The following is a 15,560-nucleotide window of genomic DNA, read 5'->3' as shown; positions in this document are numbered from 1 at the left end:
CGACATGCGCCTCGCAGTCGACATCGGTGGTACCAAGATGGCTGCCGGGGTCGTGTCCGAGGACGGCCGCGTTCCCGTGTTCGACAGCGTGCCGACGCCGCAGACCGACCCGTGGAGAGCGTGTGCGGCGCTGCTCGAACGAGTCGCAGACGGCCGAGAGGTCGACGGTGTCGGCATCGCGTGCGCCGGGCCGGTGGACACCGTCGCCGGCGTCGTCGCTCCCATCAACATCACCGAGTGGGCACAGGGATTCGAGCTCGTAGCGGGCGTCCGCAGCGTCTTTCCCGATGCCGGAACCGCCCTCGCAATGGACGGAGCCGCAGCGGCATTGGCGGAGTTCCACCACGGCGCCGGACGCGGAACCCCGAACCTCCTGAGCCTGGTCGTCTCGACGGGAATCGGCGGCGGAATCGTTCTCGGCGGTGAGATTGCTCGGGGTCGCACGGGGAACGCCGGTCACATCGGCCACATCGTCGTTCCAGGATCTGCCGAACCGTGCAGCTGCGGGGGCGTCGGCTGCCTCGAGACGGTGGCAAGTGGACCGTCCGCGGTGCGATGGGCTCGTAGCCAGGGCTGGTCGGGGAACACCGGCCGTGAACTAGCCGAGGGTGCACGCAGCGGCGACGCGATCGCCGTGGACGCGCTTCACCGTGCAGGCACGGCGCTCGGTGGTGCCATCGCCTCGGCGGCTGCCCTCCTGGACGTGGACCTCGCGGTGATCGGCGGCGGTTTCGCCCAGTCGGGTACACCGCTGTGGGAACCGATGCTCGACGCGGCTGCCCGACATGCCCGTTTGTCGTTCGTCGCCGGGCTCCGGATCGTTCCCGCCGAGCTGGGTGGCGCCGGAACTCTGACCGGTGCGGGCTTGCTCGCGCTCACCGCCGTTATCTGACACGCGTTCTTCCCCGATAAATCCGCAGGGAGTCCCACTAAACGGGTGCCACCTGTTCCCAATTTCTGTAACGTGTTTTAGTGTTCTGACTCACACCGTTACGGGCATTGCACGTGACGCCTACGGGAAGGAGGTGACCGTGAGCCCAGACGCTTCCTCATCTGACGTTGCCTCGACTGCTTCTTCGACCGATGAAACCGAGCATCACGCCCAGGTCGCCCGACCAAGCGATTCCCTCCGCGACACCGAAGACCTCCGTGAGCGCCTGGAACGGTGGATGGCCGGCAAGGTGCCGAGCGGATCCACTGTGACCGTCGCCGACGTCACCTTGCCCGCAGCCAACGGCATGTCCAGCGAAACCATCCTCTTCGACGCCACCTGGGACGGCGAACATCATCCCTTGGTCGCTCGGGTGGCGCCGACGGAATCGACCATGCCGGTCTTTCCTGCCTACGACCTCGAATCCCAGTTCCGCACCATGGCTCAGGTGCGCGAGCACTCGGCAGTGCCCGTACCCGCGGTGTACTGGTCGGAATCCGACCCGGACGCGTTGGGTGCGCCGTTCTTCGTGATGGAACGCATCTCCGGCGACGTGCCACCGGACGTCATGCCGTACAACTTCGGATCGTGGGTCACCGAAGCGTCTCCCGAGCAGCGAAAGACCCTGCAGCGCAGCTCGGTCGACGTCCTGGCTCAGTTGCATGCCATCGACAAACCTGGTGAGCGTTTCGACTTCCTCCGACTCCCGAATTCGGGAACGACTGCACGAGAAGCATTCACGGCGCACATCGCCGAGCAGCGCGCGTACTACGAGTGGGTGGTCTCCGACGGGATCAGATCACCGCTCATCGAACGTGCCCTCGACTGGATCGAGGAGAACAATCCCGCGGACGATTCGCCGGCAGTGCTCTGTTGGGGCGACTCGCGCATCGGCAACGTCATGTACCAGGACTTCGCGCCGGTAGCCGTACTGGACTGGGAAATGGCAACTCTCGGCCCGCGGGAGATGGATCTGGGCTGGATGGCATTCCTGCACAGGTTCTTCGAGGACATCGCCGGACTGGCGAACCTACCCGGTCTTCCCGACTTCCTTCGACTGCCGGATCTCGCGCAGACCTACGCCGAGATCACCGGCCACACCCCACACGATCTGGAGTTCTACGTTACCTATGCCGCACTGCGTCAGGCGGTCATCATGTGGCGAATCCAGGCTCGCGCCATAGCTTTCGGCCAGTCACAGCGACCCGAAGACCCCGACGACATGATCATGCACCGCGCTTCGCTCGCCGCGATGCTCGACGGTACCTACTGGGAGAGGTTGGCCTGACATGCTCTCACCGATGGACGACTATCCCGTTCACCAGATCGCCGAACCGATCCGTCACGTAGCCACCTCGGATCGAAACTTCTACGACCGCTACTACTTCAACTGCTACCCCACCGAATCCCCCGACGTGTTCCTCATCGTCGGACTCGGCCAGTACCCCAACCTCGGCGTCATGGACGCCTTCGCGGTACTGCGCCGCGGTGACGACCACATCGTTGCTCGTATGTCGAAGGCTCTGGGCGCCGACCGCACCGACACCACCGTCGGACCTTTGCGCATCGAAGTGCTGGAAGGACTGCAGAAGCTCCGCGTCGTCCTCGAACCAGGCAGCGAATACGATCTCTCCTTCGACATCACCTTCGACGCCACCATCCCGGCGGCGCTCGAGCCCAAGCACTTTCGCCGTCAACTCGAACGAGTCACGTTCGACACCTCACGCTTCCTGCAGACCGGAACCTGGACCGGATCGCTCACCGTCGACGGGGAGGACTTCGCGATCGACCCGAAGACGTGGCGAGGTAACCGCGACCGCTCGTGGGGTGTGCGTCCGGTCGGTGAAGCCGAACCGCAAGGCAGACGCGCCGTCGACGGAATCCAGAACTTCTTCTGGATCTACGCGGTCATGCAGTTCGACGAGTTCACGATCTCGGTGATCATGCAGGAAGACGAGCAGGGCAGGCGCATCGTCGAAGAAGCCATGCGAGTGTGGCCGGACGAAGCCAGGGACAACGAATGGCTCGGCCGGCCCGAACACGAGCTGACGTTCTGCCCCGACACCCGCGACGTCACCGGAGCGACCATCACCTTCCACCGGCCAGGCGGTGAAGTCCTCACCGTCGCCTGCGAACTGCTGCTGGCCAACTACATCGGAATCGGCACCGGCTACGGGCTCGAACAGGACTGGCGTCACGGAATGTGGCAGGGCGAACTCGTCGTACAAGGGCTCCGCCACAAGGTCCACGAGATCGAACCGTTCCAACGCATGTTCTCCCCCGTCGACAACCTCGCGTCCTTCACGCTCACCGAAGGCACGAACACCAACACCGGCACCGGTCTTTTCGAGGTAGCCGCCATCGGACCGCACGAGAAATACGGATTCACCAGTTTCACCGACACCGCACAGGCAGACGACGCGTATGCCCTCGCGGCGACCGACAACACCGAGGAATGAATTGATGACTGACTACGACAAGCTCTACATCGGTGGAGCATGGGTGGCCCCGGCCACCGACCAGGTACTCGAAGTGTTCTCTCCCGCAACGGAGGAGCGCGTCGGCAGCTGTCCCATCGCAGCACCGGCAGACATCGACGCGGCCGTGTCCGCAGCCCGCGCGGCGTTCGAGGGACCGTGGTCACGCACCACCCCCGCCGAGCGCGGCGCGATCCTCGCCAAGGCCGCCAAGCTGATCGAAGAGCGCAGCGCGGAGATCAACCAGCTCATCTCCAACGAGATGGGCCAGCCGCCCGCCATGGTCGGCATGATGCAGCAGACCCCGTCGATGGCGACGCTGGGCTACTACGCCGAGCTGGCCGACAAGTTCGCGTGGGAAGAGAAGCGCACCGGCGCTTTCGGGCAGACCAAGGTGACCCGTGAGCCCGTCGGCGTCGTCGCCGCCGTGCTGGCCTGGAACGTCCCGCTGTTCCTGGCGATCAACAAGCTGGCCCCCGCACTGCTCGCCGGCTGCACCGTACTGCTCAAGCCCGCACCCGAATCCCCTCTCTCCGTCCACGTGATCGCCGAGATCTTCACCGAGGCAGGCGTTCCCGAAGGCGTCATCTCCGTGCTCCCCGGCGGAGCCGAGACCGGCGAATACCTGGTCTCTCATGCGGGCATCGACAAGATCACGTTCACCGGATCCAGTGCCGTCGGCCGCAAGATCGGTGCCATCGCCGCACAGAACCTCAAGCGCTGCTCCCTCGAACTGGGTGGCAAGTCCGCCGCGATCATCCTCGAGGACGCCGACATCGCCGCCGGAATGCCGATGCTCGTCATGTCCGGCCTGATGAACACCGGTCAGGCCTGTGTCGCTCAGACCCGAATCCTCGCTCCCCGTTCGCGTTACGACGAGGTCATCGAGGGAATGAAGACCGCCGCAGGCTTCATGACCGTCGGCGATCCGTCCGATCCCGCAGCACAACTCGGCCCGCTGATCTCCGAGAAGCAGCGCGAGCGCGTCGAGGGTTACATCGCCAAGGGTAAGGAAGAAGGCGCGCGCGTCGTACTCGGTGGTGGACGCCCCGCCGGCCTGGACAAGGGCTGGTACGTCGAGCCGACCATCTTCGCCGACGTGGACAACTCGATGACCATCGCACGCGAGGAGATCTTCGGACCCGTTCTCTCGGTGATTCCGTACGACTCCGAGGACGAGGCCATCAAGATCGCCAACGATTCGGATTACGGCCTCGCCGGATCGGTGTGGACCACCGACATCGATCACGGACTCGAAGTTGCTGCGCAGATCCGCACGGGTACCTACGCGATCAACTGGTACGCCTTCGATCCCGGATCGCCGTTCGGTGGTTACAAGAACTCCGGTATCGGGCGCGAGAACGGACCTGAGGGCCTCGAAGCCTTCTGCGAGACCAAGTCCGTACTCATGCCGCCCGGCTACGTGGGCTGACCCACCCGGGAGTTGGCACCCTTTGCTGACAGTTGGCACCCGTTCCGACCTGCCGGAACGGGTGCCAGCCCCATGAAATGGGTGCCAACTCCCAGCGAATCCACAGATCCACCCGGTACCGTCGAAAACGAATCAGTCATCTCACAAAGGACATTCATATGCTCACCAACGCCATCAACGCTTTCCTCGCACTCTGGGGCAGCGCCTCCGTCGGCAGCAGTGGATACCAGATCCCGCCGGGAACCCTTCCCTTCGGTTCCTGAGACAGGACAACAGAACCCGCTGAGCGCACTTCGCGCTCAGCGGGTTCTCTGTTTCGCCGACCTGTATCTACCGGTCCAGAACGTGATCCTCCAATTGATTCTCCTGACCTGCGACCAATGCTTCAGCGTCACCGGCGTCCACATGACCGAACCAGGTGCCACCGGGGTTCGCGATCACCAACGGGCCCAGGTTGCACGGGCTCAGACAACCGGTTCCGGTCACCTTTGCCGAAGTGCCTTTGGCCGCCGCGCTCATCGCCCGGTGCAACGGTCCTGCTCCGTACGCCATACAGCGAGGGCCCTTGCACACCAACAGATGCCTATCGTGCTGCTCGATCACGGACCACGCCGGACTGCGATACGACGCCGGACTGGCAGTGATCGGCTTTCCGGCCGCGCCGAGTTCATCGATCACCTGCGCGGCCACGGCACCTTCGAGCGTTTCCGATTCGTGGAGCGACACTTCCAGTTCGGCACCGATCCGGGTTTCGCGCCAGTTCGCAACCGCCTTGCTTGTCCACGTGAGCAGGTACCGATCCCTCGGCACCGCAACTGGAATCAACACGACCTTGTCGACGTCATCGACATGGGCTCGATCGAGTTCCTCGTGAAGGCTCGGCGAGGAGACATCGAGGTACGCAACGCGAACGTCGGCGTCGGTGCCCGCCTGAACAGCGTCGAACATCCGTCGCGCGGCCGACTCGTCGAGGCCGCTGACGGTCGGCCGCAGTACGACAATCACCCGACGCGAGCACCGGTTGTTGCTCATGCCGACGGCGCGGTTGTCCAGTCGATCCCGCTCGACGGAGCGAGTCCGAACTCTTCGATCTTCGCGCGCAACTGTTCCGCGCCGTAGATATTGGGGAACCCACTGGTGAACATGGCGAGCGGGAGTACGACGAAACGGTTCTGCTTGACTGCGTCGAGGTCACGCAGGCCTTCTCGGCTCTTGATCGCGTCGATCTTGCCCTGTACTTCGTCAGCACTCTTCTTGTAGTCCATGATCACGATGACGTCGGGTTCGGACTTCGCCACGGTTTCCCAGCTCGCTTTGAACCAGGTGTTGTCGACATCGGCGAACACGTTGGTTCCCCCGGCGACGTCGATGATTCCGTTGGGGGCTCCGTTGCCTCCGCTGGTGTACAGATCTTCTTCACCGCTGTCGTAGATCAGCACCTTCGGCTTGTCGGCGGCATCTGGCGCGGACTCCAGACGTGCCAAACGTGAATCCAATTCGGTCAATGCCTCGGCGGCGGTGTCCTCGGTTCCGAACAGCTTTCCGTAATTGGTCACGTCCGCACGAAGGGCATCCCACGGACCCATCGTGCCGAGCGCGGAATCCGCTGCGGCACTCTGCCGACAACTATCGGAGATCACATATGCATCGATGTTGTTGCTCTGCAGCGATTCCGGCGTCACACCGGAGGCGCCCTTGAACAAGCCACTGTAGGAGCCGACCACCAGGTCCGCCTGCTTACCCAGAATCGTCTCCATCGTGATCGTTCCGTCCAGGTGTGGGACGTCCGCAATTCCAGGGCCGAACATCGACTCCATGACCGCGTCGTTGTTCGTGTTCAACACGACGGCCGCGAGACGATCCAAACCGCCGACTCGAAGAATGGTGCCGATATTGGCCGCATTGCTTGTCGCAACGACGTTCTCGATCGGAAGCTGGAAAGTGCTTTCGGTCCCGCAGTTCTCCAATGTCACCGAAGTCTTGTCTGCAGCTTCGTCCACCGGTGCAGTTGCCGAGCAGCCGGCAACTGTCAACAACGCTGTCGCGGCTACAACCGCACCGAACGACGCGCGGGTCTTGACCTGTATCAAAGTGCACTCTCCGAAAATGATTGTTGTGGTTGAGAATTTCGTGATTCGAATACGAGGTGTGAACGGCCTGTCGCGGGGTTCACGAGTTCGAAAGTCTCGACGCCGAAAACAGTTGCCACCACCGAGGTGGTGAGTACGTCGGATGGATGTCCGAACGCCCTGGCCACTCCATCCGCGAGCACGAGCACCCGATCGCACACTGCCGCAGCCAAATCGAGGTCGTGCAGTGCCATGATCACCGTCCGGTCCAACGACCGGACCAGATCGAGCAGTTCGAGTTGATGCCGGATGTCGAGATGATTGGTCGGCTCGTCGAGGATGAGCACACCGGCGTCCTGCGCGAGACCTCGGGCGAGAAACACCCGCCGACGCTCACCGCCGGAAAGCGTGTCCATCGAAGAGAACCGGTGCTCGATCATTCCGACCTCGCCCAGAGCACGATCGACGACGGCATTCTCGTGCTTTCCACCGACGCTCCAGGGCTTTGCATGTGGTGTGCGGCCCAGACTCACGTACTCGTGAACCAACAAATCGGCGGGGCTCTGCTCTTCCTGCGCCACAAAGGAAATGGCTTTGGCCCTCGACCGCGCGGACATCGCGTGCACGGAGTCGCCGCCGACACGAATGTCACCGCCGGCGATCGGCCCGAGACCGGCGAGAGCACGCAAGAACGTCGACTTGCCCGAGCCGTTCGGACCAACCACGCCGACCACTGCGCCGGCGTCGGCCGCGATGTCGACGCCTTTGACGATGGTTCGACGGTCGATGCGGACAACTACTCCGGACGCGGTCAGCGCCAGGGCTCGGGCGCTCACGAACTGCCACCGAATCGGTAGCGCCGACGGCCGAGAAGCAGGAGAAACAGCGGGGCCCCGATCACCCCGGTCACCACGCTCAGCGGGATCTCGGTCGGCCGCAACGAGGTCCGCGCCACGACGTCGACCCACACCAGGAAGGACGCGCCGATCAGTGCTGCCGCCGGTAACACCACTCGATGTCTGGCTCCGACGAGCATGCGTGTGACGTGCGGTATGACCAAGCCTACGAAGGCAATCGCGCCGGACACTGCAACCATCGTGCCGACCAACGCTGCCAGCACGCCGAACAGCACGTTTCGCAGGGTTCGGACGGGAATACCGAGCGAAGCCGCGACGTCCGGTCCGGCCGCCAGCGCATCCAGCCAACCGTGCAGGGCGAACACCGCTGCCGTCAGCAGGAACACAACGATGACCGGCGCCCACAACTTGTCCCAGGATGCCCCGGCCAAACTTCCCAGGAGCCAGAACAATACGGACTGCGCGGCCTGGGAATCATTGGTACGCAGCACCAGAAAACTCGCGATCGCCGACAGGGCGGATGCGGTAACGGTGCCGGTCAGAACCAATCGCAGTGGAGTGATACCGCCTTGCAGCGTCGCGATGGTGAAGACGAGAATCGCAGCTCCCAACGCCCCGATCATCGCGCCGAAACTGAGCGCCCACACTCCCGCGCCGGCGAACAGTCCGGTGGTGATGACGGCGGTGGCACCGACACTCGCGCCGGACGACACTCCCAGCAGGTGGGGATCGGCAAGAGCGTTACGGACGAGGGTTTGCACCACCGCGCCGGCGACGGCAAGACCAGCGCCGACGGCCAGACCGAGCAGTACCCGAGGTGCTCTGATCCCCCACACGATCGCAAGTTCGGAACGCGTGACGGGTGGGCCTCCGAAGCGCGAGTGCACCACGTCCACCACAGTGGACACGGGGAGCATCTCGGATCCGAATGCCAACGCGCACACAGCAGAGAGCACGGCGACGACCAGCAGAGCGGGCAGCACGATACCCGGACTGAGCCGTCCTCGCGGCGCACCAGCCTTCGGCGAAAGCAGGTGGGTAGGTGGAGACAGAGCTCCGCCAACAGCATTCATGGTGTGACCGATCCATCCTCGTGGCATGACACAACGTCAACGAGGGTGGTATCTGGCTACGGTCGACGCAGGGACGACCTCACAGTGGCGGGACCGCGCCGGAATTGCACCGACTTCCCATTACCTCGATGATGACGTCAGAACCATAACGGACTGTGGTCACCATTCCGCACACCGGATCAAGATTGCGACCCGATCATCGATCTCGCGTGCCGTACGACGGCTTCCGTTCGCACTCGAAGTTCTTCGGGTGAATCCGATTCCAGCACAACCCGATGCACCTGGCTGTCCACGGCAGTCACAGTCAGCCGCGACGTCAGCAACGCATCGTCCGCACTGAAACCGCGGCTCTGCAAGTACTCCGAAAAACCCAGTACCAGTTGCCGATTCATTTTTTCGACCTGCTCGATGAGCTCGCGCGTACGCGGAACCTGATCGTAGAGCAGGTGAAAGAACTCTCGTGGCTTACTGTTCACTTCGACCGCGCACTCCACCAACATCCGGACGGCCTCGTCCGGGGTGAGCTCACGCTCGACGATGTCCGCATGGCAGAGCGCAAAACTCTCCCGCGCAGCACTCACGTGACGGTTCGCCAACTCCGAGAGGATCTCGTACTTGTCGCCGAAATACTGGTAGAGCGAGCCCACCGACACCCCTGCTTCGTCAGCGATCCGGTTGGTGGTCGCTGCCATGGCTTCCGAAGCGAAAACGCGAGTAGCTGCCTCCAGGATCGCGTCGTAGGTAGCCCTCGAGCGCTGCTGGGAGGGCCTTTTCCGCCGAGTCGACACGGTCCTCCGATGCGAGTTGTCAGCCGCGACGCCGATACCGAGAATTGTGTAGGTGACCAGCGCCGATTACTCGAAGTTTATGCCCGACCGGTACACCGACCACATGCCGGCGCCGACCCCGACGTGGTGGGAGTGGAACGGCAACACCGTCCACGTCGCACGGGCCGTGGTTCCAGACGCGCCGGTTCGTGTTCTCGGCATCCACGGCGCCGGCGGCTACTCGGGCGCGTTGTGGCCGTTCGCCGGGATCGGCGTGAAACTCGGAGCCGAAGTCCTCTTCCCTGACCTTCCGCTGTACGGCGACACCGTCGTAGCCGATCCCGCCGGCGTCCGGTACGAGCAGTGGGTCGATCTCCTCTGCGATCTCGTCCGGGCCGAGAAGGCAGCCGACGATCGGCCGCTGGTGTTGTTGGGAGCCAGCATCGGCGGTCTGCTGGCCTACGAGGTAGCCGCGCGGACCGGTCTGGCCGACGCCGTCGTCGCTACCTGCCTGCTCGATCCCTCGGATCCATCGGCCAGAGCTGCCGCGGCGCGGTTCGGCCCGATGGGTGTCTACGGCGCTCCCCTGATGCGGCGCACCGAACGACTGGTGGGCCGTATCCGCGTGCCCATCCGTTGGGTCGCCGACGTGGCGAACATGAGCAGCAATCGGGAGCTCGCAACGCTGTGCGCAACCGATCCGCGCGGTGGCGGTGTTCGGGTGCCACTCGGATTCCTCAGCAGCTACTTCTCGTTCGAGCACACCGCACCCGAAGCATTTCGGACGACGCCCGTTCTGCTCACCCACCCGGCCGACGACCGATGGACGCCACCCGAACTGAGCCTGCAGTTCCTCCGCCGCATCAACGCACCCACCGAATTCGTGATGCTGGACGGGTGCGGGCACTTTCCCGTCGAAGAGCCGGGCCTGACGCAGTTCCACGACGCCGTCGCCACACTGCTGCACTCCGTCGCCGAGCGTCACCGCACGAAACCGTCGTCACCCGCCTAGCCTGAGAATCGTGAGCACCGAAACGGAAGCATCGGCCGACGAGAGCACCACGACAGTCGTACTGGCGTTTGCGGCGAACGCGCTGATCGCCGGTGCCAAGACGGCGGCCGCCATCGTCACCGGATCTGCATCGATGGTCGCAGAGGCCACCCACTCCTGGGCCGATACCGGCAACGAAGTGCTGCTGCTGATCGCGAACCGCCGCTCGAAAAGGGTTCCCGACCGAGACCAGCCACTCGGCTACGGCCGGGAGGCCTACATCTGGTCGATGTTCGCCGCCCTCGGACTGTTTGCACTCGGCGCGGGTGTCTCGATCACCCATGGCATCCAGGAACTGTTCCATTCCGAACCGGCGTCCGACTTCGGTGTCGCCTACGCCGTCCTCGGCGTCTCGTTCATCCTCGAAGGCATCTCGTTCCGGCAGGCGTACAAACAACTCCGACACGAAGCGTCCGCCGTGAACCGCGACGTCATGACCCAGGCACTCAACACATCCGACCCGACGACTCGGGCCGTGTTCGCCGAAGATGCTGCGGCACTTATCGGTTTGGTCATCGCGTTCGTCGGTGTTCTGTTGCACCAGGTCACCGGTTCGCCGATCCCCGACGCCCTCGGCTCCATCTTCGTCGGCATTCTCCTCGGGGTCATCGCAATCATTCTGATAGATCGGAACCGCCGCTTCCTGGTCGGCGAAGAGGCCTCACCGACGCTGCGGGCAGCAGCCGTCGAAGCTCTCACCCAACTGCCCGAGATCAACCGAATCACGTTCCTGCGTATGGAATACCTCGGGCCGCGACAGGTCTACCTGGTGGCCAGCGTCGACCTGGTCGGTGACTACGCGGAATCCCGTGTGGCCCACACGTTGCGCGAACTCGAGCGCTCACTCGAGCAGAGCCCACGTGTCGTGCGGGCGATCCTGACCCTCTCGACCCCCGAAGAACCGTCGATCACAGTCTGAACTTCCGGCCGGGCGATAGGCTCGGGCGATGCGCACACTGATCGTGATTCTGGCGGTTCTGGGATTTGTAGTCGGGGGAATTCCCCTGGTGGGCAGTCTGATCGACGTGATGACCAGCCCTGACGAGACCATCGTCTATCAGGGTTCCTACGTACCGTTCCGGGACGTGCAGATGGCTCGGGACTACGAGTCGACAATAGCCACCGCCTACGAACCCTTAGACGGACCGCGCTGGCTCGTCCTGGCCTGCTATCCCTTGATCGGAGCAGCATTGGGCGCTGCGACGGCCGTCGTACTGGGACGTCGCGGGTGGCACCTGACGCGAGCCTGAACAGACGCCGACGGCCACCCGCCGTCTACACGAGGGTGGCCATCGAAGAAGGAGTGCTTCAGATGTACATCGCCGGATCGATGTAGCTGTTCGGGTCCACCAGTTTTTCCTTGGTGGTCCGTGGCCGCGCCACCGCCGGGATACCCGTCGCGATGGATTCGGCCGGAACATCTCTGGTGACAACGGCATTGGCGCCGATAGCGCTACCTTCACCGATGACGACAGGTCCGAGGATCTTGGCACCAGCGCCGACGGTTACCCGATCACCCAGCGTCGGGTGACGTTTGACCTGTTCGAGCGAGCGACCACCGAGAGTGACGCCGTGATAGAGCATCACGTCGTTACCGACCTCGGCCGTCTCCCCGATCACGACGCCCATGCCGTGGTCGATGAAGAACCGTCGACCGATGGTGGCACCGGGATGAATCTCGATGCCGGTGACGAAGCGTGTCAGCTGCGAGAGCACTCGCGCCGGGCCGCGTAGCGCAGGGACGGCCCACATGCGATGTGCAACCCGATGCGCCCAAATAGCATGCAGCCCTGAATAAACGAGCGCGTTCTCCACATTGCTGCGCGCGGCAGGATCCTGACCGCGCGCAGCCTGCAGGTCCTCGCGAATTGTCCCGAGGATACTCACAAGTCTCAGTCCCGGATGTGTTCGAACAGCGGGGTGGAGATGTAACGCTCGCCGAAGTCACACACGACAGCCACGATCAGCTTGCCGGCGTTTTCCGGACGCTTCGCCAACTCGAGTGCTGCCCAGACGATGGCGCCGGACGAGATGCCGCCCAGGATGCCTTCTTTGGTGCCGAGTGCGCGAGCGACCTCGATGGAATCGGGGAACGAGACGTCGATGATCTCGTCGTAGATCTCGCGATCGAGGACGTCGGGCACGAAGTTCGCGCCGATTCCCTGGATCTTGTGGGGGCCGGGCTGGCCACCGTTGAGGATCGGTGAGTCGATGGGCTCGACGCCCACGATCTTGACCTCGGGCTTGTACTTGCGAAGGGTGCGTCCGACGCCGGTGATAGTGCCGCCGGTGCCGATGCCGGACACGAAGATGTCGACGGCGCCGTCGGTGTCGGCCCAGACCTCTTCGCCCGTCGTTGCCTCGTGGATGGCCGGGTTGGCCGGGTTCGCGAACTGGCTGGCCGAGACAGCGTTCTCGGTCTGCTCGACGATTTCCTTGGCCTTGGCGACCGCACCGGCCATGCCCTCGGATCCCGGGGTCAGCACGATCTCGGCGCCGTAAGCACGCAGCATCACGCGACGCTCGGTGGACATGGTCTCGGGCATGGTCAGGATGACCTTGTAGCCGCGAGCAGCACCGACCATGGCGAGTGCGATACCCGTGTTACCGCTGGTTCCCTCGACGATGGTGCCACCGGGCTTGAGTGCTCCGGACTTCTCGGCGGCGTCGATAATCGCCACGCCGATCCGGTCCTTGACGCTGTTGGCCGGGTTGTAGAACTCGAGCTTGACGGCGACCTGTGCGTCCAGGCCCTCGGTCAGACGGTTGAGCCGCACGATCGGGGTGCGCCCGACCAATTCGGTCACGTTGTTGTAGATCCCGCTCATATCTGGTCCTCCTGAGGATCGAGTGTGTCGACCCGCTCGCTGATCACTGCTTTACGGCTGAACTGCATAACGGCTGAACTGCTTAACGGCTACAGGCAAGGGCATACAGACGACCGATGCCGCATCGGTTCATCAAATTGAACCAATGCGGCATCAGGCCACTACATACGGGGGCGGTTTATCAGGCCAACCGCTGCTTCAGAGCTTCGAACTCGTCACGAATGCCGGTCGGCAGCTTCTCGCCGACGAAGTCGAACCACTCTTCGATGAGCGGGATCTCGGCCTTCCACTCGTCGATGTTGACCGCGAGGGCCTCGGTGATGTCTGCGTCCGACACGTCCAGGCCTTCGATGTCGAGTGCCGATCCGGTGGGAACGACGCCGATCGGGGTGTCGATGCCGGCAGCCTTGTGCTCGATGCGCTCGACGATCCACTTCAGGACGCGAGAGTTCTCGCCGAAGCCTGGCCACAGGAAGCGTCCGTCGTCGCCGCGGCGGAACCAGTTGACGTAGAAGACCTTGGGGAGCTTGGACGCGTCCGCGGACTTGCCGAGGTCGATCCAGTGCTGGAAGTAGTCACCGACGTTGTAGCCGAGGAACGGCAGCATCGCCATCGGATCGCGGCGAACCGTACCGACCTGGCCTTCGGCTGCTGCGGTCTGCTCGGAGCCGACCGTTGCACCCATGAAGACGCCGTGCTGCCAGTCGCGAGCCTCGGTGACCAGCGGAACCGTCGTCTTGCGGCGTCCGCCGAACAGGATTGCCGAGATCGGCACGCCCTTCGGGTCGTCCCACTCGGGAGCCATGATCGGGCACTGCGACATCGGGGTGCAGTAACGCGAGTTGGGATGAGCCGCATGGGTGCCCGACTCGGGCGTCCACTCGTTGCCCTTCCAGTCGATCAGGTGCTGCGGGTCGCCTTCGAGGCCCTCCCACCAGACGTCACCGTCGTCAGTCAGAGCGACGTTGGTGAAGACCGTGTTGCCCTGGTCGATGGTGCGCATGGCGTTGGGGTTCGAGGACCAGTTGGTGCCGGGAGCCACGCCGAAGAAACCGAATTCCGGGTTGACGGCGTACAGCTGTCCGTCCTCACCGAAACGCATCCAGGCGATGTCGTCACCGAGGGTCTCGGCGCGCCACCCGGGGATGGTCGGCTGGATCATCGCGAGGTTGGTCTTGCCACAAGCGGAGGGGAATGCCGCCGCGATGTAGTAGGCCTTGTCCTCGGGCGAGATGAGCTTGAGGATGAGCATGTGCTCGGCCAGCCAGCCCTCGTCGTGCGCCATTGCCGAGGCGATACGCAGCGAGTAGCACTTCTTGCCCAGGAGAGCGTTTCCGCCGTAGCCGGAACCGAAGCTCCAGATCTCACGATCCTCGGGGAAGTGGGTGATGTACTTGGTGTCGTTGCACGGCCACGCGACGTCTTCCTGGCCTTCGGCCAGCGGAGCGCCCAGCGAGTGCAGCGCCTTGACGAAGAATCCGTCGGTGCCGAGCTTGTCGAGAACCTTGCTGCCCATGCGGGTCATGACGCGCATGGAGACGACGACGTACTCGGAATCGGTGAGCTCGACGCCCAGCTTCGGGTCCTCGGCGTCGAGGGGGCCCATGCAGAACGGCACGACGTACATGGTGCGTCCACGCATGCAACCGCGGTACAGGTCACCCATGAGGGTGCGCATCTCCGCCGGGTCCATCCAGTTGTTGGTGGGACCTGCGTCGATTTCTTCCTTCGAGCAGATGTACGTACGCGATTCGACTCGCGCGACATCGGACGGATCGGAGTTGCCGAGGAAAGAGTTCGGCTTCTTCTCGTCGTTGAGGCGGGTGAAGGTTCCTGCCTCGACCAACTTCGTTGTCAGTCGGTCCCATTCTTCGTCCGAGCCGTCTGCGAAGACGACGCGATCAGGCTGGGTGAGTTCGGCAACCTCTTGCACCCACGCAAGCAGTTCCTTGTGCTGCGTGGGGGGCGTGCCGTCAGTTCCATTGAGACCGGGAATGGTCGCTGAGGTCATCAAACTCTCCTGGGGTGAGCCGGAACCGGGTTCTCGTGACACCGGATGCGAACTGCAGCGCCCC

15 protein-coding genes and 1 riboswitch are annotated in these 15,560 nt (G+C 63.7%); of the genes, 7 read left to right on the top strand and 8 right to left on the bottom strand.

The genetic code is table 11. The features are described 5' to 3' along the window. The first annotated feature begins 4 nt into the window (after nucleotides 1-4). The 4 genes from EHW12_RS05230 (at nucleotide 5) to EHW12_RS05215 (ending at nucleotide 4,840) form a co-directional block, all read left to right on the top strand. Complete coding sequence (locus tag EHW12_RS05230; RefSeq protein WP_076948595.1) at nucleotides 5-892, top strand: ROK family protein; 888 nt, start codon at nucleotides 5-7, stop codon at nucleotides 890-892. Nucleotides 893-1,025: 133 nt separating this feature from the next. Continuing rightward, complete coding sequence (locus EHW12_RS05225) at nucleotides 1,026-2,219, top strand: phosphotransferase family protein (protein ID WP_099696988.1); 1,194 nt, start codon at nucleotides 1,026-1,028, stop codon at nucleotides 2,217-2,219. A gap of 1 nt (nucleotide 2,220) precedes the next feature. Continuing rightward, nucleotides 2,221-3,390, top strand: a complete 1,170-nt coding sequence (locus EHW12_RS05220) for a hypothetical protein (RefSeq protein WP_042452600.1) — start codon at nucleotides 2,221-2,223, stop codon at nucleotides 3,388-3,390. A 4-nt stretch (nucleotides 3,391-3,394) separates the two neighbouring features. Then, nucleotides 3,395-4,840 (top strand): aldehyde dehydrogenase, encoded by a 1,446-nt coding sequence (locus tag EHW12_RS05215; protein WP_003945530.1) that lies wholly within the window; start codon nucleotides 3,395-3,397, stop codon nucleotides 4,838-4,840. Between the two features lie 330 nt (nucleotides 4,841-5,170). Here the strand turns inward: EHW12_RS05215 and EHW12_RS05210 are convergent, their stop codons facing one another. From EHW12_RS05210 to EHW12_RS05190, 5 genes are all read right to left on the bottom strand, one after another. Continuing rightward, nucleotides 5,171-5,872, bottom strand: a complete 702-nt coding sequence (locus EHW12_RS05210; protein WP_125050356.1) for a (2Fe-2S) ferredoxin domain-containing protein — start codon at nucleotides 5,870-5,872, stop codon at nucleotides 5,171-5,173. Further along, on the bottom strand, nucleotides 5,869-6,930 hold the full coding sequence (locus EHW12_RS05205; RefSeq protein WP_125050355.1) for an ABC transporter substrate-binding protein: 1,062 nt from the start codon (nucleotides 6,928-6,930) through the stop codon (nucleotides 5,869-5,871). The genes EHW12_RS05210 and EHW12_RS05205 overlap by 4 nt, the downstream gene beginning before the upstream one ends. Continuing rightward, entirely contained in the window at nucleotides 6,927-7,745 is an 819-nt protein-coding gene (locus EHW12_RS05200) for an ABC transporter ATP-binding protein (RefSeq protein ID WP_070162149.1), read from the bottom strand. The genes EHW12_RS05205 and EHW12_RS05200 overlap by 4 nt, the downstream gene beginning before the upstream one ends. Further along, nucleotides 7,742-8,749, bottom strand: a complete 1,008-nt coding sequence (locus EHW12_RS05195) for an iron ABC transporter permease (protein ID WP_075832326.1) — start codon at nucleotides 8,747-8,749, stop codon at nucleotides 7,742-7,744. The genes EHW12_RS05200 and EHW12_RS05195 overlap by 4 nt, the downstream gene beginning before the upstream one ends. A 115-nt stretch (nucleotides 8,750-8,864) precedes the next feature. Next, a riboswitch (cobalamin riboswitch) is annotated at nucleotides 8,865-9,002 on the bottom strand. 16 nt (nucleotides 9,003-9,018) lie between these two features. Continuing rightward, complete coding sequence (locus tag EHW12_RS05190) at nucleotides 9,019-9,627, bottom strand: TetR/AcrR family transcriptional regulator (protein WP_073511967.1); 609 nt, start codon at nucleotides 9,625-9,627, stop codon at nucleotides 9,019-9,021. Between the two features lie 52 nt (nucleotides 9,628-9,679). Here EHW12_RS05190 and EHW12_RS05185 point away from each other — a divergent pair, with 52 nt between their 5' ends. From EHW12_RS05185 to EHW12_RS05175, 3 genes are read left to right on the top strand one after another with little or no spacing between them, the layout of a single operon-like run. Then, nucleotides 9,680-10,618, top strand: coding sequence for an alpha/beta hydrolase (locus EHW12_RS05185; RefSeq protein ID WP_007734503.1), 939 nt, complete (start codon nucleotides 9,680-9,682; stop codon nucleotides 10,616-10,618). A 10-nt stretch (nucleotides 10,619-10,628) separates the two neighbouring features. Beyond that, nucleotides 10,629-11,576, top strand: a complete 948-nt coding sequence (locus tag EHW12_RS05180) for a cation diffusion facilitator family transporter (protein ID WP_070162145.1) — start codon at nucleotides 10,629-10,631, stop codon at nucleotides 11,574-11,576. A 28-nt stretch (nucleotides 11,577-11,604) separates the two neighbouring features. Then, entirely contained in the window at nucleotides 11,605-11,907 is a 303-nt protein-coding gene (locus tag EHW12_RS05175; RefSeq protein ID WP_063314961.1) for a hypothetical protein, read from the top strand. Between the two features lie 58 nt (nucleotides 11,908-11,965). Here EHW12_RS05175 and epsC read toward each other — a convergent pair whose 3' ends face one another. The 3 genes from epsC to EHW12_RS05160 form a co-directional block, all read right to left on the bottom strand. Next, entirely contained in the window at nucleotides 11,966-12,544 is a 579-nt protein-coding gene (gene epsC / locus EHW12_RS05170; RefSeq protein ID WP_003945907.1) for a serine O-acetyltransferase EpsC, read from the bottom strand. A gap of 5 nt (nucleotides 12,545-12,549) precedes the next feature. Further along, nucleotides 12,550-13,485 (bottom strand): cysteine synthase A, encoded by a 936-nt coding sequence (gene cysK, locus EHW12_RS05165; protein WP_003945916.1) that lies wholly within the window; start codon nucleotides 13,483-13,485, stop codon nucleotides 12,550-12,552. Nucleotides 13,486-13,666: 181 nt separating this feature from the next. Then, nucleotides 13,667-15,496, bottom strand: coding sequence for a phosphoenolpyruvate carboxykinase (GTP) (locus tag EHW12_RS05160; protein ID WP_003945806.1), 1,830 nt, complete (start codon nucleotides 15,494-15,496; stop codon nucleotides 13,667-13,669). Nucleotides 15,497-15,560 lie beyond the last annotated feature (64 nt).

The organism is Rhodococcus sp. NJ-530, assembly GCF_003860625.1.
Taxonomy (GTDB): domain Bacteria; phylum Actinomycetota; class Actinomycetes; order Mycobacteriales; family Mycobacteriaceae; genus Rhodococcus_F; species Rhodococcus_F qingshengii.
This window is presented reverse-complemented; position numbering and strand designations above follow the sequence as displayed.